This is a genomic window from Vreelandella venusta (assembly GCF_044809155.1).
Classification (GTDB): Bacteria; Pseudomonadota; Gammaproteobacteria; order Pseudomonadales; family Halomonadaceae; genus Vreelandella; species Vreelandella venusta_B.
In genome coordinates this window covers 11,025-28,783 of sequence record NZ_CP085241.1, presented here as the reverse complement: position 1 = coordinate 28,783, position 17,759 = coordinate 11,025, and the positions used below count along the sequence as shown (strand labels likewise).

Sequence of the window (17,759 nt, the reverse complement as noted above, 5' to 3'; positions counted from 1 at the left end):
GTAAACCGTAACGTAAATTACATAATGCAGAAACAACGTGTTTAAGACGGGTTATTTATTGCCCATTAACTGCTCTATTTCTGCTACCTGTTTAGGCACCGCAGAGGTCAGCACCTCATGCCCCGCGGACGTCACCACGACATTGTCTTCAATACGAATGCCCATGCCGCGATAAGCCGTGGGTATATCGTCTTCGTCAGGTATATAGAGCCCGGGCTCAACGGTCAGCACCATGCCTTCCGTTAGCGGGCGCGGGGTTTGCTCATCAAGCCGGTAAGTGCCCACATCGTGAACATCCAGCCCTAACCAGTGAGAAGTGGAGTGCAGGTAGAAGCGCCGATAGCTCTCATCATCTATACGCGCTTGAATTTCGCCCTCTAACAACCCCAGCGCAATCAGGCCGGCGGTCAGGTCATGCACAACGCCTTGATGGATATCGGCCAGCGTAGCGCCGGGAGCAACGGCTTCAACAGCACGCACCTGGGCGTCTAACACCACTTGGTAGAGCGCCCGCTGGGCATCATTAAAGCGTCCGCTAACGGGGAAGGTGCGCGTAATGTCGCCAGCATAGAGATCGAACTCGGCGCCGGCATCAATCAGCACCAGCGTATCGGCCTCTAGCTCATCGCTGTTTTCAATATAGTGCAGTACGCAAGCGTTCGCGCCACCGCCCACAATCGTACTGTAGGCTGGCCCGCTGGCTCCTTGGAACCTAAATTCATGCTCAAGCTCTGCCTGAAGTTGATACTCACTTAACCCCGGCTGGCAGGCCCGCATGGCCCGTGCATGGGCCTGGACAGAAATAGCCGCGGCGTGGCGTAGCAGCGCGATTTCTGCCGGGCTCTTAATCAAACGCATTTGGTGAATGAGCGGACGGCTATCCAGCCAGCCTTTTAGTGCAGGCTTGCCCCGCCGCAAGCCTGCCTGAGCATGGCCTAATGCGTCGTCAGCGATGCTGAGGGCGTCAGGATTATCCAGCGGTACGTAGAGCAGCTCACGGCCTTCCAATAGGCGTGGCAACAGTTCATCACGGTGGGCATTTTCATACGCTTGGTCAATACCATGCAGGCGCTCGACACCCTGGGCGCCCAGCCGCCTTCCCGTCCAGGCTTCTAGAGTGGGCTCACGGTCTTGGCAAAACACCACGCTTTGCCCCTCCTCGCGGCTGGGCAACAGCACTAACAGACCGTCTGGCTCTTGAATGCCGGTTAAGTAGTAGAAGTCGCTCTGCTGGCGAAACGCGTACTCGCTATCGTGAGAGCGCGTGACCAAGGACGCCCCCGGCACCACCATGGCAGCATTGTGCGGCAATTGCGCTATCAGCGCTTCCCGCCGCTTTTGATACTCAGCGGGTTCAATCGCGGCGGGACGTGGCAGTAACTCAGGCAACATAACAGCTCCTGTCAAGACGTTTGGAAAAGGCAGAGATCAGTGAACGGGGGCGTCAGCTTGCTCAACCTGGGGCATGCCGGGGTGCTGTTCGGTATACAGCAGCATGGCCGCCATACGCGCATGCTCAGTCAGCGCAAATAGGTCATTCTCGTTTTCTGAGCTATCGTCGATATCGGTTTCGATCTGCGCAAGCCCTGCCAAATCCTCGATGGCTTCACGCAGGGTTTGCGACCAGCGCTCGCGCAACGTGTCGTCGGCGACATCTTCGACCACTTCCATAAAGCCTAGTGTCCACTCTTTTAGGCCTTGAGCCTGTTCGGCTAATGAAAACAACTCATCCGGCAGCAGCGGCGCGTAATTCAAATCGCTGGCACTCAGTGCGCCTAACGTTTGCTTTCGCCAGCCGAGCAAGCGTTCTGCGCTGGCGGCGTCACGGGGCTGTTCAACGCCTAAGCTGAGGCAGACCTCTTCCAACCACGCTTGGGCAGTAATATCGCGCAGCGCCAACAGGGCCGATAGGCGGCCATCTAAAAAGGCCGGGGACTGCATACTGCCATGCAAAAGAAACACATCTGCAACATCAGAAAAGTCCTGGCGCTCATCAATAAGAGACATGGTGATAACTCGCGTTAGCTTAATTAAAGAAAAATACGTTACGACAGCGGTCAGTGCCTTCGCGTTGACCCCGCATAAGCGGCTCTCTTATAGTGGATGCCGTCTATCCTTTCTATGCAGTGATGTTAACGCATCGGCCAACAAAATGACCGGTGCTGGAGTCTTTGATGAGTAACGCTAAGCGGCCAACGAAAGAAGTCACCCTACTGGGTCGCCACTATGTAATTGCCTGCGACACCGGTGAAGAAGCCAAGCTTGAGCGCGCTGCTCGCTATTTAGACCGCGCCATGCAGGGCATTCACTCCCAAAGCAGCGTGCTGGGCAGTGAACGCATAGCCATCATGGCGGCGCTCAATATCACCCACGAGCTGTTGGAAACGTTAGACGAACACCGCGCCAGCGAAGCGAACCTCAGCCGCTTGAATGATCGGCTTGAAAAGGCACTGGCCAACACGCGACGGGGTGAAGAACCTTAACGCGATACTTTGGCATTAGCCCAGGCTCTGGTAGGATAGCGGTGTTCTCTGGGGTGTACGCCAGTCGTTATAGTCCCTCGAGCCTATGCGCAGTACCCAGGGGGCCAAATGCTAGCCAGGCCCGTGTGCATGTCCGTGCGTCGGAAAGCCTGACGGTCTGGCTGCGGCCACCCACCTGAACCAGTAGGTTCAGGGCCAGAACGACAGCGGCACTCTGGGGAACACTTTGTCATGCACGACCTCTCTTCTTGTTATATCACCTCTTTTCAGCGCTGGGATGATAAGCGCACCCTGCGGCGTGAGCTTAAGCAGAAACGACGCGCACTTTCTCCTTATCAACAGCGCCAGGCGGCCATTGCTCTGTGTCAGCGGCTAAAGCGACTGCCCGAAATTCGTCGTGCTAAACGCATTAGTCTCTATCTACCGGTGAATGGTGAGATTGACCCAACACCGCTCCTGCCTTGGCTACGCCAGCGTAATGTCGAGATTTATCTACCTGTGCTGCGCCCTTTTAGTGCCAATAGTCTCTGGTTTGTTACTTACCGGGCCACAACACCGATGGTTAAAAACCGCTTTGGCATTGCCGAGCCATGCCCACGCTTTGCAGCTAAAAAACGCCATCGGTTACCTGCCTGGGCATTGGATACGCTGATTGTCCCACTGGTGGGTTTTGATGCTCGTGCAAACCGTATGGGCATGGGCGGCGGCTTTTACGACCGTAGCCTCGCCTTTATGCGTCGCCCAGGACCTGCGCCTACACTCATTGGCGTGGCCCATGCCTGCCAACAGGTAGAAGCGCTTCCCGTGGAACCCTGGGATATCCCGCTCAGCGCGGTCGTTAGCGACCAGTCGACAGTGCGCCCAAAAAAAGCGGGCTGACTCTATGAGCCAGCCCGCTTTCAACACGTTTAATACCATAGGTGCAGCAGCGTTATGCCGAATACGCTGCGGGGTCATGTAGTGAATTAGCTCCCCGACACCGCTTGCGCATATCCAGTGGCGAGTACGCCGAGTAAAAAAACCACTGTTAACGCCATCACCATATCAGGCTTCTTCCGCCGCATGCCTCTTCTCCAACGTCTTTCGCAGTTGCCCAAAACCCCTCAGTGCGTCGCCAAGGCTTTACCTTTGGAAAGGAGACACACTGTATTAATTTCGCTCATGACTATAGGGCTATAGAGACCTACTGACAACTGCGATAAGCGCTATTTTTGACGGTCAATTAAACGTTTTGTTGTGTTTGAATTGCTTGGCTGCTCTCCCTCAACGCGTTAGTGAATACTCACTTACAATTAAGCCATAAACAAACGATAGGCTGGGTTATCGCTTTCCTGCCAGTAACGGTAACCAATGGCATCCAAGTATTCAGTCACATGGATACGATCCCCGTTTGGCACCTGCATGCCCACTAACACACGACCGTAGGCGGCGCCGTGATTACGATAATGGAACAGCGAAATATTCCAGTCATGGGGCAACTGGGTTAAGAAGTTCATCAACGCGCCGGGGCGCTCGGGAAATTCAAAACGGTAAAGCTCTTCTTCAAAGCGCTCGCTAGGGCGGCCGCCACTCAGGTGACGAATATGCAGTTTCGCTAGCTCGTTATCGGTAAGGTCTTCTACTTGGTAGCCCCCTTCGCGGAGCTTATCAATCACCGCCTGACGATCTTCTCCACCCGGTTTAACTTGAACACCCACAAAAATATGCGCTTCGCTATTATCCGCATAGCGATAGCTAAACTCAGTCACCATGCGCTTACCCAGGGTGCGGCAGAACTTTTTAAAGCTGCCTGGTTTTTCGGAAATCGTCACCGCCAAGATCGCTTCGCGCTGCTCCCCAAGCTCGGTACGCTCGGCGATATGCTGAAGGCGGTCAAAGTTGGTGTTAGCTCCCGAGTTGATACACAGCAGCGTTTGGCCTTCAACACCGGTTTGCTGCACGTATTTTTTTAGGCCTGCCAAGGAGAGTGCACCCGAGGTTTCCGCCACCGCGCGCGTATCTTCAAATATATCCTTCACCGCCGCGCACATTTCGTCGGTATTAACGGTAATGACCTCGTCTATCAAGTCGCGCACCAACGAGAAAGGCACTTCACCAATTTGCGCAACGGCCACCCCTTCCGCAAACACACCTACCTGGTCTAATACCACTCGCTCGCCGGCTTCCAAAGCGGCTTTCAAACAAGCGCTATCTTCAGCCTCTACGCCGATGATTTTGATATCTGGGCGTAAATACTTCACGTATGCCGCGACGCCTGCGATTAACCCGCCGCCGCCTACGGGGATAAAAATCGCGTCTAACGGCCCGCTGTGCTGGCGCAGAATTTCCACCCCGATAGTGCCCTGGCCTGCGACCACATCGATATCATCAAACGGAGGAATGTAGGTGTAGCCATGCTCTTTAATGAGTTCTTGGGCATGCTCGGCAGCAGCAGCGAAGGCGTCACCTTTCAAAATGACCTTGGCACCGCGGGCACGCACTGCCTGAACTTTGATATCGGGCGTAATACGCGGCATCACAATAACCGCTTTCACACCCATCAGCTTGGCGGCCATGGCTAGCCCCTGGGCATGATTTCCCGCTGATGCGGCAATCACACCTTTAGCCTTCTGCTCTTCAGATAGCTGGGCCATTTTGTTGTAAGCACCACGAATCTTAAAAGAGAATACTGGCTGAAGGTCTTCGCGCTTAATCAAAATTTGGTTATTGAAACGACGCGACAAAAAGGGAGCGGGTGAAATAGGGGTCTCACAAGCGGCTTCATAAACGCGGGCTTGGAGGATCTTTTTGACGGTTGCTTCGAGCATGCGGAATTCCCAGAAAAATAGCGTGGCCCTAACAGGATGCGGGCAAAGCCCTTATTGGTAGCAGATTACGCCTAGCGGCGTCTAGCGGCGTTTCCATCGGCAGTGGGCGTCAAGGCCGTTATACTAGGCAGCACTGCCTAACCCTGACGCGGAAAAACACGATGACCCAAGATGAACTGAAAGCAGCGGTAGCTGACGCGGCGATTAAAGAGATTGAGCCTCATCTCGAAAAAGACACTGTGCTGGGAATTGGTACCGGCTCAACGGCCAACCTGTTTATTGATCGTTTAGGCCCGCTGCGTGACCGTTTCAAAGGCGCTGTTGCCAGCTCGGAAGCCAGTGCTAAGCGCCTACAAGCGCTAGGTATCGAGATATTCGAATTAAACAATGTTGGCGATGTACCTTTTTACATCGATGGCGCAGACGAAGTAAACGCTAACTTACAAATGATTAAAGGGGGTGGCGCAGCGCTGACCCGGGAAAAGATCGTCGCCGCCTGTGCCAAGCGATTTATTTGCATTGCCGACGGCTCTAAATATGTCGGTCAGCTTGGCAACTTCCCGCTGCCGGTTGAGGTCATCCCGATGGCGCGCTCGTACGTCGCTCGAGAGCTGGTAAAACTAGGCGCAGATCCCGTCTACCGGCAGGGGGTTATCACCGATAACGGCAATCAAATCATCGACTGCTTTGATTTTATGATCGACGATCCTGCCTCAATGGAGGCGCGTATTAACGCTATCGTAGGTGTGGTAACGAACGGTTTATTCGCCCAGCGCGGTGCGGATGTCCTGCTGCTAGGCAAGGCAGACGGCGTAGAGCGAACTGCGTTACGTTAGCCACTGACTGAGCCCATCAAGCGTGCGCGCCAGCGCGCCTCGGTGGGCCTCAATCACCTCTCGCCCCGCCTGCCCGATTTGCTGGGCACGTAGAGGCCGTGCTAGCAGCTCTGACAGCGCGTTGGCCAAGGCGTCCGCTGTTTCCACTACACTTAATGCGCCTGCTGCTAGCAGCGGCTCTGCCACATCGCTAAAGTTCTCCAGCGAAGGGCCACACAGCACTGGTTTGGCTAACGCAGCAGGCTCTAACACGTTATGGCCGCCCACTGGCACCAAACTACCGCCAACATAGGCCACATGCGCTGCTGCATACAGCGTTGCCAGCTCCCCTAGAGTATCCCCCAGGTAGACCTGCGTTTGAGGCGTAACGGGCTGCTGCTGGCTGCGGCGGCTGAGTACCCACCCATCCGCAGTGCAGAGGTTTGCTACCTCCTCAAAGCGCTGAGGGTGACGCGGCACGATAACCAACAGCGCATTAGGAAAACGCTGACATAGCTTGCGATGTGCGTCTAACAACAGCGCTTCTTCTCCTTCACGCGTGGAACCGGCTACCCATACAGGCCGCCTCCCCCACTCGCGAAGTAAGCGCTCACTCTCTGCAATCGCTTTATCCTGGCGGGCAAGCTCAAATTTTAACGACCCCACCACCGTCGTGCTCTCGGCCCGCGCGCCGAGCGCTTGAAAGCGCTCGGCATCGGCGGCCGATTTTGCGGCCACCCACGTGACATTCGCTAACGCGCTCGCCATCAGCGGCCGTAGGCGCTGATAGCGCGCAAAGGCGCGTGGTGATAAGCGGCCGTTGACCACCACAACAGGTACCGCTTGCTGGTGGCAAGCATTCAGCAAATTGGGCCACAGCTCGGTTTCAAACAGAATGGCAAGCGAAGGCTGCACGCGCGTCATAAAGCGCTTGGCACCCCCCGGAAAATCCAAGGGAAGGAAACAGTGGGCAAGCCTTGTTTGATCCGGCGCGGTTTGCTCGCTCATTATCGCCCGCACCTGCTCAGCGCCGGTTGCGGTCATGGTGGTCAGCAGCAGGCTGTGCTTGGGGTAACGCGCCAGCAAGCCCTCTATTAGCGGGCGGGCAGCGCGCACTTCCCCCACCGAGGCGCAGTGCAGCCAAATGCGCGGTGTAGAAGGAAGCGAACCTAAGCGTATGCCAAGCCGCTGCAAGCGAGAGTAAGTAAGCACTTGCTCTCGCCAAATACGCCAGCCAATCAGCGGGGAGAGTAGATAGAGCGCCGCAGAATAGGCCAACCTTGGCCAGCAAGAGGCTGCCATTAGCTTTCGCGATCCAGGATTGAGCTAATCATCGCCGTGGTGGACACGCCATCCTCAAAGCCCAGTACTTTCACCTCGCCACCGTTGGCCATCACCGCTTCGCCACCGGCAATATCTTCTGGACGGTAGTCGCCACCTTTCACCAAAATATCCGGCAAAACGGTTTCAATAAGTGCCTGGGGCGTATCGTCACTAAAGGGCACGACCCAATCGACGGCGCCTAAGCCTGCCAGCACCTGCATTCGACGGTTAAGCGGATTGATTGGCCGCTTAGGGCCTTTTAAACGGCCAATCGAAGCATCGTCATTCACTGCCACGATAAGCCGATCCCCCAGGCGTTTGGCCTGTTCTAAATAAGCCACGTGGCCTGCATGAAGAATATCGAAACAGCCGTTGGTCATGACGACGCGCTCGCCGCGCAGCTGGGCTGCACGCACGGCCTCGACCAGCGGTACTGGGTCAATCACCCCGAACTCCGCCAACTTGTCACCGTGCAGAGCGGTGTAGAGTTCTGCTATCGAGAGCGTTGCCGTTCCCGGCTTAGCCACCACAAGGCCTGCGCCTAGGTTGGCCAGCATCATGGCTTCCGGGAACGCGTGGCCGGCCGCCAAGGCAAGGCCCATCAAGCCAATCACCGTATCGCCCGCGCCGGTTACGTCAAACACCTCCTGGGCGCGGGTGGGCAGGTGCAGCGGAGCGTGACCTTCACGAATGAGGGTCATGCCTTTTTCACTACGGGTAATCAGCAGCGCTTCCAACTCAAGCTCGCTGCGCAGCACCTCACCGCGTTGGGCTAGTTCTTCATCGGTGGCACATAGCCCAACAACAGCTTCAAATTCGGTTACGTTGGGGGTGATCAAGCTGGCGCCGCGGTACTTGCTGAAGTCTTGCCCCTTGGGGTCAATCAGCACCCGTTTACCCTGGGCGCGGGCCATCGCAATCAGCGCCTCCACCTGGTTGAGCGTGCCTTTACCGTAATCAGAAAGAATTACCACATCGCACTCAGGCAGCGCTTTTTCGACGTGCTCCAGCAGCGCCGTCGTGTCGACACCGTTGAGGCGCTGCTCAAAATCCAGACGCAGCAGCTGCTGGTTGCGGCTCATCACCCGCAACTTTGTAATGGTGGGAACATCAGGGCTGTGCTGAAAGTAAGTGCTTACATTTGAAGCCGCTAAACGCGACACCAGCAGCTCAGCATTCTCATCCTCGCCCACAACGCCTGCTAAAGCAGCATGACCGCCCAAGGAGGCCACATTAAGCGCTACGTTGGCCGCGCCGCCCGGGCGGTCGTCCGCGTTCTCAACACGCACAACTGGCACCGGCGCTTCGGGTGAAATACGCGTTGTGCCACCATGCCAGTAGCGGTCGAGCATAACGTCTCCCACCACCAGCACGCGGGCGTGCTCCAGTGCGGTTAAATCAACTTTCATCCATGGGTCCTGTTGTTGGCTGCGCTGCGGTATGCGCCAGCAGCGCGTCTAGCTTCGTAATTACATCATCAACTTTGATCAGATCCATTGCATCGGCATGGCGCACCCGCTGCCCCCAGCTCACTTCCTCTACCGATTTATGTAGGTACGTGCGCACTGCATCGGGGTAGGCATTGACGGCAAAATCGCGCCATAAATAAGGCGCTGCCCGCTGCGGATTAGTGGTGGCATAGAGGCCAAGCGTCGGCGTACCCATAGCGTTGCCCATGTGGGCAGGGCCGGTATCCGGGGCAATCACTGCCCGGGCATTATCGATCAGTGCCAGCACTCCTTTTAAGGAAGTGCCGCCGATAGCGTTAATCACGCTACCTGGCTGGCATAGCGCTTCAATCTGGTCGCTGACCTCACGCTCGAGGGAGCTTCCCCCGCCGGTCAATACGCTCTTTAGGCCATGCCGCACCCAGGCGTGCTCTATGACGCTTGCATAACCTTCTACTGACCAGTTTCGAAAGTTACGTAGCCGTGCGTTGCTGCAGGGGTTAATGACGATATAAGGCCCATCGCCACTGATGGCTCGTGCCTCGTCATACGCAACGGGGGGAACCGCCAGGTTCCACTCCAAACGGTCGTCTTCTACGCCCAGCAAGCGAGCGAAGTCCATAAACGACTCCAGCACATGGGCATTGGGATGCGGCATAAGCTGGCGCTGGGTAAACCAGTGTTGGGCATCTTTGGCGCGGGCTTTGTCGTACCCTATTCGCACGTTAGCTTTGAGACCCAGTGACAGCACGCTGGCGCGAATGGCTTGCTGCATGTGTAGCAGCACGTCAAAGTGGGTCTTAGCCAGCTCACGCCAGATGGCACGCATGCCTGAAAGCCCCGTCGATTTGTCGTATACAACAAACTCGACCCCAGAAAGCCCCGCCAGTAAACTGTGCTCCCCCTTGCCGATAATCCAGGTAATGCGTGTTTGGGGCCACTGGCGCTGCAAGGCCCGCACCGTGGGCACGAGATTGCACACGTCTCCCAGAGCGGAGAGGCGCAAAATGGCAATATGGTTAGGTTGAGCAGGCAGAGAGGGCTTCATGCGCTTAGCGGCACTCCAGCAGAAAAATGGGCTGATTTTACACGATGTAGACAGTTTAAGTGACGTGTCCACATCACACCAACTCAACCCAACGCTGTTTGAAGAGAAGTACTGGCGTCGGCAGGGACTCATCGTTGGTGAAGCGCCTGGGCGGGGCAGCAGTCTGTTTTTACAGGCTAGTGATCACGAGCAGTGGGTACTGCGCCCCTACCGCCGGGGTGGGCTGGTCGCTAAACTCAGTCATAAGCGATACTTATGGCTTGGGAGAGAGCGCACCCGAGCGTTTCGTGAGCTGCGCTTAACCGCTATGCTCTATGAACAGGGCTTGCCGGTGCCTCGCCCAGTCGCCTGCTGCGTCACCCGTTTTGGCCTCACTTATGAGGCAGCGCTGATAACCGTGCGCATTCCTGGTGCCCAGGCTCTGGCATCGTTGCTTTCTGATAATGCGGCAGATGAAGCGTTATTGAGGCGTGTAGGGGTGATGATCAAGCGCTTCCATCAGGCAGGGCTTGATCATGTAGACCTTAACGCTCGCAATATCTTAATCGATCTTAACGGCGAACCTTGGCTGATTGACTTGGATCGCTGCCGGCTGCGTACGGCAGGTACGTGGCAAAAGCGAAACTTGAAGCGGCTAGCTCGCTCATTGGAGAAGTTGCAAGCAGGCTCAACTATTCACGTCATAAAGACAGGGTATAACCAAAAGACCTAACATGGATTAGATATAGGTAGCGCTATGGAAATAAGTTATGTAACACCTGTCTTGATCGTCAAAAATGGAGAAGCCACCATTGGTGATACGTTAAATGCCCTCTCCGCATTTAAAAAAGTGGTTGTTTATGACAATGGCTCTGAAGACCGTACTTTATCAATAGCCAATGAGTTTGATAATGTTCAACTCATTCAGGGTGAGTTCTTCGGTTTTGGAATCACCAAGAATGTAGCTGCCAGCCATGCTGACACGGAATGGATTTTTTCGCTGGACTGTGACGAGGTGCCTGATCAAACGCTCATTCATAATATAGCAGCTTGGCATCCACAAGATGACAACTGCGTTGTTGAAGTTCATCGGGAAAACTTCTTTTGTGGAAAACCAATCAAAACCAACGGTTGGGGCAACGATTTTTTAATAAGGCTTTATAACAAAGGAACGCATCGCTTCACTAAAAGCCAAGTGCATGAAAAATTAGAACTGCGTGATAACTCTAATAAAACAAAGCTACCAGGTAAGCTCCAACATACCGCCATTACTGACTTAAAACAAATACTAGAAAAAGCACAACTTTATTCTGAGATTTATGCTAACTCAGAAAAAGCAAAGCTTTATCCATTCCCAATCATCGTTTTAAAAACAGGCTTTGCATTTATTCGCTCCTACTTATTAAAACTAGGTTTATTATCAGGCTGGCGCGGTTTTGTTATTTCCTTTGGCGATGCAATCGGCGTTTTCTTCAAATATGCCAAGGTATATCAAAAGGCTGAGGTTAAAAAATGAAAGTCAGCTTAATAGTCACCACGTACAATTGGCCAGAGGCTCTAAAGCTTGTTATTAGGAGCGCCTTAAAACAAGACTATCAGGATTTTGAAATCGTTATTGCTGATGATGGCTCCGATGACAAAACAACTTCATGCATTAAAAAATTTACTAAATCAAGCAACGTTACTATAAAGCATGCTTGGCAGGAAGATGCAGGCTTTCGAGCTGCCAGGATACGAAATAAAGCGGTTTCTATATCTGATGGAGAGTACCTTATATTTATTGATGGTGATTGCATTCTTCCTAAAACGTTTATTACAGATCATGTCAATTTATCGCAACACGGTTTTTTTGTACCAGGCTCAAGATTAAAAATCACTAAAGATTACACTCGTCAACTAATTGCCAACGGGGCATCATATAACTTTCAGCGCAGCGAAATTCTGAAGCTGTGGCTAAAAAGAAAAATAAAAAGAGTTCACCCCATTTTTAAAATGCCTGCTGACTCTTCGTTTCGTTTTCGAAGAAAAAATAAGTGGCAAGGTGCCGTTACATGCAATCTTTCGCTATGGCGGAAGGATTTTATAGACATTAATGGTTTTAATAACGACTTTATAGGCTGGGGTTTAGAAGATAGCGACTTGGTAATCAGGTTAATAAACAACAAGATCTATAGAAAAGATGGCAAATTTTATAGTTACGTTATGCACCTTCATCATAAGGAAGCTTCGCGCCTTAATGAAAGTGAAAACTATTCAAAATTCCAAATCTCTTTAGAGAAGGGAACGACTTATTGCAAATCTGGAATGAATATCATGTCAAAGGAAAGCAATGAACTTGTCTAAGCGTGTACAAAAACCTAGAAAAAATTTAGAAAAATTAAAGCGCTACTACAAGTATGCGATATTGAAGCTCACACCTAAAACCTATCAAAAGAAAAAAATAAACCGGCTTTTTGAATTATATTATAAAAAAGCAAACGCCTACGAAAGGAAAAACATACTTCAAAGAGTAGACTACTACAACAAATTAGACGATAAATTTTATATAAATAAGGAATTGAGTACTTACCAAACCTTAAACATTAAGAAAACAGGCAGCTGGTTTTATCATTATGATTTAACGATGCAATTGGCTGCTTTTACAGAAAACTCATTATTTCACTACCTCCCTGGTGATGTGCAAACCATTCCTGACACACCAACCTTTGTTAAAAGTAGACCTATATCTCAAGAAAATAAAAACTCTGTCTTATTGAAATTAAACACAATCAGGCATTTTAATTTTATAAAAGATCCTTTTCATTACGCAGAAAAAAAAGACTTACTTGTTTGGCGGGGGGCCTGTTATCAACCTCATCGTCGCTATTTTATTGAAAACTTTCACTCGCACCCACTTTGCAATGCTGGAGATACCAGCAGAGATGCTGAGCTGGGAAAAAAACCGTTCATGAGCATACAAGAACAGTTAACATATAAATTTATCTTAAGCATTGAAGGCAATGAGGTAGCCAGCAATCTAAAATGGATTATGTCGTCTAACTCTCTATGCTTTATGGTGAAACCTAAATTTGAAACCTGGTTCATGGAAGGACTGCTCATCCCCAATTTTCACTATGTTGAATTAAAAGAAGATTATTCGGATCTTGACGAAAAGATTAATTTTTACTTAAAAAACGAAGATGCAGCAGTTAGAATAATTGAAAATGCAAATGATTATATCAAACAGTTTTTAAATCATGATCGTGAAAATCTAATATCTTACTTAGTGGCCCAGAAATATTTATTAATGAGTGGCCAACATATAAAAGCACCTCTATGAACACACTCATACTATTTCTAATTTAATCTAAATAAACATGATTTTCAAAAGAGAAAAATGATGCATAGTGAAATGGATACGCAAAAAGAAATAGACATATATGTAATAACAACAGGAGATGCACAAAGATCAAAAAGAATTGAAAACTTGTTAGAAGAAATTAAATTTAACTATGTGTACTCTGATAGCATTGATGATCTCAATTTTTTAGCTAAAGAGCATAAAAAAAAGTCGCACAAATTTAGACAAAAAGCCATCATGGCTGGAGAAGTAGGCGCATTCAAAACACATGCGGCCGCATGGGAAAAAATTATTCAATCAAACAAACCATCAATAATAATTGAAGACAATATTCATTTCATTAAAGACCCAAAGACATTATTTGATCAAGAAATTATTAATCAAATTGAAAACTGTGGACTCGTCTCATTTACTGACTTTTCATATAAAAAGCATCCATATCAACCATTTTTAATATCTTCAATAAAAGAGAAAAAGCCTTTACCAATAGTATGTTACGGAATAACGCCAGAAAGGGCTTTTAATCTAGTATCTGCAATGAAAAAAACGGCTTATGTTATGCCTGTTGACAAATGGTTATCAATACCCAAGCTATGTGGCTGTTATGCTTTTGTTAGCCATATAACTATTGCAAAAAGAGACCAGTCACTTACCAGCATTGCTAATAGAAAGAAAGGTAAGAAAGCAAAAAACCCGATATGTGTATTTTACTGGGCTGTCAATAAAATCAAATATAGATATTAAGAAAAATATTTATAAATGAGTATTTAACATATGACACGGCTATCAACACCAAAAGTTACCCCATGGCTACCTCTAGTAATTACTGGCATCTGCCTGGGCTATTCCACTACGGTAATAACTCGCCTCCCCTGGTGGGCACTATTTTTTATTGCCGCCACCTGGGTTGGTGTGGGACTGAAGCTGCGCTGGGGGCGACCTGCCAATGCCCGTTACCGGAAAGTATGGCCTTGGTCGCTGTTGCCGATCAGCCTGCTTGGTATCTATGTCTATTTAGCCGATAGTTTTGGCAATGTTGACCTTGGTGCGGTGTTTTTTCACCTTCAGGCAGGCATGGCGGAGCACGGTGGCGCGGGGAAAATGCTGCTAGCGCTCACTTATGTCCTAACCGTGTCGGCTGTGCTAGCGTCAGTTACATGGCTGTCACGCCATGACCAACGTTGGCGGTTAACCGAGCGCTTTTTTGCTATTGCACTGCTGGCGGCCAATCCACTGCTCTACGGCATCGGCCAGCGCAGTGCCTCGATTGTGACTGACGATGGCTCTTGGTTAGACCGCAGCTACATCGCACCGCCTAGTACTGAACTGGCCGACCCGCCTAATTTATTGCTTCTCTATTTAGAGAGCATTGAGCGCACCTATGCGAATGAAGCATTTGGAGAGGCATATGCTGATCTTAGTGCTTTAGGAGAAGGTGGCGCTGTTTTCGAAGGCGTCCGCCAGATGGAAAATACTGGCTGGACAATGGCGGGGATGATTGCCAGCCAGTGCGGCGTGCCGCTGATGCCTGCGGGGCTACTCCACGATAGCCAGTTTGAACCGCTCTCCAAGGTGGTACCAGGCGTTGACTGCTTGGGGGATGTGCTGGCTAAGCGGGGCTATCGGCTCAGCTTTTTAGGCGGCGCCAGTACGCAGTTTGCGGGCAAAGGGCTTTTCTATCGAGGCCATCAGTTCAATACCGTTAAGGGGAAAGAGGAGCTGATGCCTGAACTTGAGGATCCCGATTATATAAACAGTTGGGGGCTTTACGACGATACGCTCTATGACATTACCGCCAACGAAGTACGCCGCCTGCACGAACAAGACGACGGCCCGTGGGCTGTGGTTAACCTGAGTATCGCTGGTCACGCTCCCAGCGGTTTCCCTTCCCAAACCTGCCTGGACCGCCAGGGCGAGTTCGACGGCCAGGATATTCTCTACTCGGTGGAGTGTTCTGCTCGCCAAGCGCGGGACTTGATCGAACAGTTAAAGCAAGAGGGGCTGCTGGAAAACACCTTGATCGTAGTGCTCAGCGACCATCTCACCATGCGAGTATCCGTATGGGATCAGCTCATCGCACTAGATCGTGATAACACGTTTATCATGCTGGGCAATGGCATCAGGCCGCAACGAGTGCAGCGGAGTGCCACCATGTTAGACGTGTTCCCCACGATTCTGGACGCCATGGGGTTAACATTGAACGAGAACCGCGCTGGATTAGGCGCTTCCTTACTCAGCAGTCAGCCCACGCTGGTCGAAACTCATGGGCTTGAGACGCTGAATGAGCGATTACGCGAAGAGACCGCTCTTCAGCAACGACTTTGGGAAGGGCTGGCCCCACAGCGACGTGAACAAGAAGCGACTGCCGAGCAGGTCACCGAAACGCCTACTGACCGGGCCAACGAAGTGGAGATTATGCGCTAACAATGACGCCTTGCGCGTTCTGCCCATCAGCACGCATGGCCTGATAGACGCGCTCTACGTCTAACTCGTTCAAGCAGTTTGTGTGTCCCAAGGGGCACGTTCGCTGAAAACATGGCGAGCAGGAGAGTCCTAAATAGTGGATGACGGCATTATCGGTGAGCGGTGGTGTGTATGCCGGTGAGGAGGAACCATAAAGTGCGTGTATGCGCACGCCTACAGCGGCCGCTACGTGCATCAATCCAGAATCGTTCGTGACCACTTGGCGGCAGTCAGCAAGTAAGTCTACCGCGTCCGCCAACTGCGTTTTGCCACATAAATTATGCGCATGGGGCAGTCCCTCCACGATGGCCTGTCCCGCCGCATGATCCTTCGCTCCGCCCAGCACCCGCACTTCAAAGCCATCTTTGACCAGCCTTTCTGAAAGTTGATGAAAGTATGCCAGCGGCCACTGTTTGGCTGGCCCATACTCTGCGCCAGGCATCATACCAATCGCGGGTCGAGACGAAAGCGCATGGCTAAGACGCAAATTCACCAGGTTATCTCGATCGATAGTGAGACGCGGTGTGGGAATTGAGAACTGGCCGGTTTGCGCCTCTTCCAAGGGTAGCCCTAGCGACACAAACCGTTTGACGGTCTGATCCAGCACCTGCTTGTCTAACTTACGACGCTCTTTTAACAGGCCGTAGCGGTGTTCGCCTAAAAAGCCCACCCGCTCAGGAATGCGGGCCATAAAGGGCACCAGCGCCGCTTTCCAAGAGCGCGGCAGCACAATGGCACGATCAAAGCGGCCCCGTAGCCGAGCCGCCAGCTCGCGGCGGCTAGCAAGGCCGAACTCCCCGTGGCCTACCGCCAGCGGCAATACTTCATCCACTTGCGGCATGCGCTCAAGAATCGGCTGGGACCAGGCAGGGGCAACGACCCCAAGCGTGGCACCTGGGTAGCGCGCTTTTAAGGTCATAAACAGGCTCTGGGCCATGACCATATCCCCTACCCAGGAGGGGCCTACTACCAGCAGCCGCTTGGTAGAATTAGCCATTTAACCACTCCAAGTAAGCTCTAACGCCTTGAGCAACGGTTTTGAACTCCACATCGCAGCCAGACGCTCGCAGGTTGCTAATATCAGCGCGGGTGTAGCTCTGGTAACGCCCCTTCAGCTCTTGGGGGAAGGGAATATAATCAATCTCTCCCTGGCCATAAAAGTCGATGACCGCCTCGCCAATCGCCTTGAACGGCTCGGCACGGCCAGTGCCCAAATTGAAGATACCTGATGCGCTGGGGTTATCCAAAAACCAGAGATTCACATCGACCACATCGCCCACGTAGACAAAATCGCGGCTTTGCATGCCCGCCTCGTAGCCACCGTAAGCACCAAAAAGCTTCAGCGTTTCGCCGTTACGGATCTGCAGGTGGTTGTGGTACGCCACGCTGGCCATCTTGCCTTTATGCTGCTCTCGCGGCCCGTAAACGTTGAAGTAGCGGAAGCCCACCACCTGGGTGGTTAACTCACTCCAGCGCGAGCGCACGTGCTGATCAAACAGCAGCTTAGAGTAACCGTAGACGTTGAGCGGTTTTTCATGCTCAGGCGCTTCCTTGAACACCTCGCTGCCGCCGTAGGTCGCTGCTGACGACGCGTACAGAAAAGGAATGCTCAGTTTTTCACAGTAGTTGAGCAGCACTTTGGAGTACTCGAAATTATTCTCCATCATGTAGTGCCCGTCCCACTCAGTGGTGTCCGAACAGGCTCCTTCATGGAAAATCGCATCGATGGTCGGTAGGTCGACCGTCTCACCGCGCAATGCTGCTTTAACGCGAGCAATAAAATCTTCTTTATCCAGATAATCGGCGAGGGTGCAGTCCGCCAAATTGACAAACTTAGTGCCATCGCGAAGGTCATCGACCACCATCACATCTTCACGACCACGAGCATTCAGCGCTTTGACAATATTGGCGCCGATAAACCCGGCACCGCCTGTTACAACGATCATCTCGTTCTCCTTACCAAAAGCGGCTCTTTGGCTATCGTGCCTATAACCCATCTGCCTGTGATTGTATACTTGACGGCTTATGAATTCATGGCCAACGGTGCTTTCCG

The 17,759-nt window shown here is 51.8% G+C and carries 17 protein-coding genes and 1 other RNA gene; 10 read left to right on the top strand and 8 right to left on the bottom strand.

Going from position 1 to position 17,759, the window contains the following annotated elements:
• Positions 1 to 51: 51 nt before the first annotated feature.
• Entirely contained in the window at positions 52 to 1,392 is a 1,341-nt protein-coding gene (gene pepP, locus LG301_RS00130; RefSeq protein ID WP_404472386.1) for a Xaa-Pro aminopeptidase, read from the bottom strand.
• A 36-nt stretch (positions 1,393 to 1,428) separates the two neighbouring features.
• Positions 1,429 to 2,007: a UPF0149 family protein gene (locus LG301_RS00125; RefSeq protein WP_404472384.1), complete on the bottom strand. Its 579-nt coding sequence runs from the start codon at positions 2,005 to 2,007 to the stop codon at positions 1,429 to 1,431.
• 167 nt (positions 2,008 to 2,174) lie between these two features.
• On the opposite strand from LG301_RS00125, the gene LG301_RS00120 reads away from it, so the two are divergent.
• The 3 genes from LG301_RS00120 to LG301_RS00110 all read left to right on the top strand — a co-directional run bounded on the left by LG301_RS00120 (position 2,175) and on the right by LG301_RS00110 (position 3,362).
• Positions 2,175 to 2,483 carry a cell division protein ZapA gene (locus tag LG301_RS00120; protein ID WP_404472382.1) on the top strand — a complete coding sequence of 103 codons (309 nt, stop codon included), beginning with the start codon at positions 2,175 to 2,177 and terminating at the stop codon, positions 2,481 to 2,483.
• A gap of 42 nt (positions 2,484 to 2,525) precedes the next feature.
• Positions 2,526 to 2,708: non-coding RNA, 6S RNA (gene ssrS / locus LG301_RS00115), on the top strand.
• Between the two features lie 6 nt (positions 2,709 to 2,714).
• The gene (locus LG301_RS00110; RefSeq protein ID WP_404472380.1) at positions 2,715 to 3,362 is read left to right on the top strand and encodes a 5-formyltetrahydrofolate cyclo-ligase; all 648 of its coding nucleotides are present in this window, start codon (positions 2,715 to 2,717) and stop codon (positions 3,360 to 3,362) included.
• Between the two features lie 413 nt (positions 3,363 to 3,775).
• On the opposite strand, the gene ilvA is transcribed toward LG301_RS00110, so the two are convergent.
• Positions 3,776 to 5,290, bottom strand: a complete 1,515-nt coding sequence (gene ilvA / locus LG301_RS00105) for a threonine ammonia-lyase, biosynthetic (RefSeq protein WP_404472378.1) — start codon at positions 5,288 to 5,290, stop codon at positions 3,776 to 3,778.
• Between the two features lie 161 nt (positions 5,291 to 5,451).
• Here ilvA and rpiA point away from each other — a divergent pair, with 161 nt between their 5' ends.
• Positions 5,452 to 6,126, top strand: coding sequence for a ribose-5-phosphate isomerase RpiA (gene rpiA / locus LG301_RS00100; RefSeq protein WP_404472376.1), 675 nt, complete (start codon positions 5,452 to 5,454; stop codon positions 6,124 to 6,126).
• On the opposite strand, the gene waaA is transcribed toward rpiA, so the two are convergent.
• From waaA to LG301_RS00085, 3 genes are read right to left on the bottom strand one after another with little or no spacing between them, the layout of a single operon-like run.
• Positions 6,118 to 7,407, bottom strand: a complete 1,290-nt coding sequence (gene waaA, locus LG301_RS00095; protein WP_404472374.1) for a lipid IV(A) 3-deoxy-D-manno-octulosonic acid transferase — start codon at positions 7,405 to 7,407, stop codon at positions 6,118 to 6,120. The two genes, rpiA and waaA, sit on opposite strands and share 9 nt — an antisense overlap.
• A complete protein-coding gene (gene hldE / locus LG301_RS00090; protein ID WP_404472372.1) occupies positions 7,407 to 8,837 on the bottom strand; it encodes a bifunctional D-glycero-beta-D-manno-heptose-7-phosphate kinase/D-glycero-beta-D-manno-heptose 1-phosphate adenylyltransferase HldE in 1,431 nt (476 codons plus the stop codon). The genes waaA and hldE overlap by 1 nt, the downstream gene beginning before the upstream one ends.
• Positions 8,827 to 9,924 (bottom strand): glycosyltransferase family 9 protein, encoded by a 1,098-nt coding sequence (locus LG301_RS00085; protein WP_404472370.1) that lies wholly within the window; start codon positions 9,922 to 9,924, stop codon positions 8,827 to 8,829. The genes hldE and LG301_RS00085 overlap by 11 nt, the downstream gene beginning before the upstream one ends.
• Here LG301_RS00085 and LG301_RS00080 point away from each other — a divergent pair.
• Genes LG301_RS00080 through LG301_RS00055 form a run of 6 tightly spaced genes read left to right on the top strand, consistent with a single transcriptional unit; the run spans position 9,923 to position 15,667 of the window.
• Positions 9,923 to 10,636 (top strand): 3-deoxy-D-manno-octulosonic acid kinase, encoded by a 714-nt coding sequence (locus LG301_RS00080; RefSeq protein ID WP_404472368.1) that lies wholly within the window; start codon positions 9,923 to 9,925, stop codon positions 10,634 to 10,636. The two genes, LG301_RS00085 and LG301_RS00080, sit on opposite strands and share 2 nt — an antisense overlap.
• Before the next feature lie 24 nt (positions 10,637 to 10,660).
• Positions 10,661 to 11,419 (top strand): glycosyltransferase family 2 protein, encoded by a 759-nt coding sequence (locus tag LG301_RS00075; protein WP_404472366.1) that lies wholly within the window; start codon positions 10,661 to 10,663, stop codon positions 11,417 to 11,419.
• On the top strand, positions 11,416 to 12,246 hold the full coding sequence (locus tag LG301_RS00070) for a glycosyltransferase family 2 protein (protein WP_404472364.1): 831 nt from the start codon (positions 11,416 to 11,418) through the stop codon (positions 12,244 to 12,246). Before LG301_RS00075 ends, LG301_RS00070 begins: the two co-directional genes overlap by 4 nt.
• Positions 12,233 to 13,222 carry a glycosyl transferase family 90 gene (locus LG301_RS00065; protein WP_404472362.1) on the top strand — a complete coding sequence of 330 codons (990 nt, stop codon included), beginning with the start codon at positions 12,233 to 12,235 and terminating at the stop codon, positions 13,220 to 13,222. The genes LG301_RS00070 and LG301_RS00065 overlap by 14 nt, the downstream gene beginning before the upstream one ends.
• Positions 13,223 to 13,279: 57 nt before the next feature.
• Positions 13,280 to 13,987, top strand: a complete 708-nt coding sequence (locus tag LG301_RS00060; protein ID WP_404472360.1) for a glycosyltransferase family 25 protein — start codon at positions 13,280 to 13,282, stop codon at positions 13,985 to 13,987.
• Between the two features lie 30 nt (positions 13,988 to 14,017).
• A complete protein-coding gene (locus LG301_RS00055; protein WP_404472358.1) occupies positions 14,018 to 15,667 on the top strand; it encodes a sulfatase-like hydrolase/transferase in 1,650 nt (549 codons plus the stop codon).
• Here the strand turns inward: LG301_RS00055 and waaF are convergent.
• Positions 15,657 to 16,703, bottom strand: coding sequence for a lipopolysaccharide heptosyltransferase II (gene waaF, locus LG301_RS00050; protein WP_404472356.1), 1,047 nt, complete (start codon positions 16,701 to 16,703; stop codon positions 15,657 to 15,659). The two genes, LG301_RS00055 and waaF, sit on opposite strands and share 11 nt — an antisense overlap.
• Complete coding sequence (gene rfaD, locus LG301_RS00045; RefSeq protein WP_404472354.1) at positions 16,696 to 17,652, bottom strand: ADP-glyceromanno-heptose 6-epimerase; 957 nt, start codon at positions 17,650 to 17,652, stop codon at positions 16,696 to 16,698. Before rfaD ends, waaF begins: the two co-directional genes overlap by 8 nt.
• Positions 17,653 to 17,759: the final 107 nt, after the last annotated feature.

Bases quoted from the DNA above. Each gene is read 5' to 3' on its own strand.
- pepP (WP_404472386.1), bottom strand. From the start codon at position 1,392: ATGTTGCCTGAGTTACTGCCACGTCCCGCCGCGATTGAACCCGCTGAG.
- LG301_RS00125 (WP_404472384.1), bottom strand. From the start codon at position 2,007: ATGTCTCTTATTGATGAGCGCCAGGACTTTTCTGATGTTGCAGATGTG.
- LG301_RS00120 (WP_404472382.1), top strand. From the start codon at position 2,175: ATGAGTAACGCTAAGCGGCCAACGAAAGAAGTCACCCTACTGGGTCGC.
- LG301_RS00110 (WP_404472380.1), top strand. From the start codon at position 2,715: ATGCACGACCTCTCTTCTTGTTATATCACCTCTTTTCAGCGCTGGGAT.
- ilvA (WP_404472378.1), bottom strand. From the start codon at position 5,290: ATGCTCGAAGCAACCGTCAAAAAGATCCTCCAAGCCCGCGTTTATGAA.
- rpiA (WP_404472376.1), top strand. From the start codon at position 5,452: ATGACCCAAGATGAACTGAAAGCAGCGGTAGCTGACGCGGCGATTAAA.
- waaA (WP_404472374.1), bottom strand. From the start codon at position 7,407: ATGGCAGCCTCTTGCTGGCCAAGGTTGGCCTATTCTGCGGCGCTCTAT.
- hldE (WP_404472372.1), bottom strand. From the start codon at position 8,837: ATGAAAGTTGATTTAACCGCACTGGAGCACGCCCGCGTGCTGGTGGTG.
- LG301_RS00080 (WP_404472368.1), top strand. From the start codon at position 9,923: ATGCGCTTAGCGGCACTCCAGCAGAAAAATGGGCTGATTTTACACGAT.
- LG301_RS00085 (WP_404472370.1), bottom strand. From the start codon at position 9,924: ATGAAGCCCTCTCTGCCTGCTCAACCTAACCATATTGCCATTTTGCGC.
- LG301_RS00075 (WP_404472366.1), top strand. From the start codon at position 10,661: ATGGAAATAAGTTATGTAACACCTGTCTTGATCGTCAAAAATGGAGAA.
- LG301_RS00070 (WP_404472364.1), top strand. From the start codon at position 11,416: ATGAAAGTCAGCTTAATAGTCACCACGTACAATTGGCCAGAGGCTCTA.
- LG301_RS00065 (WP_404472362.1), top strand. From the start codon at position 12,233: ATGAACTTGTCTAAGCGTGTACAAAAACCTAGAAAAAATTTAGAAAAA.
- LG301_RS00060 (WP_404472360.1), top strand. From the start codon at position 13,280: ATGATGCATAGTGAAATGGATACGCAAAAAGAAATAGACATATATGTA.
- LG301_RS00055 (WP_404472358.1), top strand. From the start codon at position 14,018: ATGACACGGCTATCAACACCAAAAGTTACCCCATGGCTACCTCTAGTA.
- waaF (WP_404472356.1), bottom strand. From the start codon at position 16,703: ATGGCTAATTCTACCAAGCGGCTGCTGGTAGTAGGCCCCTCCTGGGTA.
- rfaD (WP_404472354.1), bottom strand. From the start codon at position 17,652: ATGATCGTTGTAACAGGCGGTGCCGGGTTTATCGGCGCCAATATTGTC.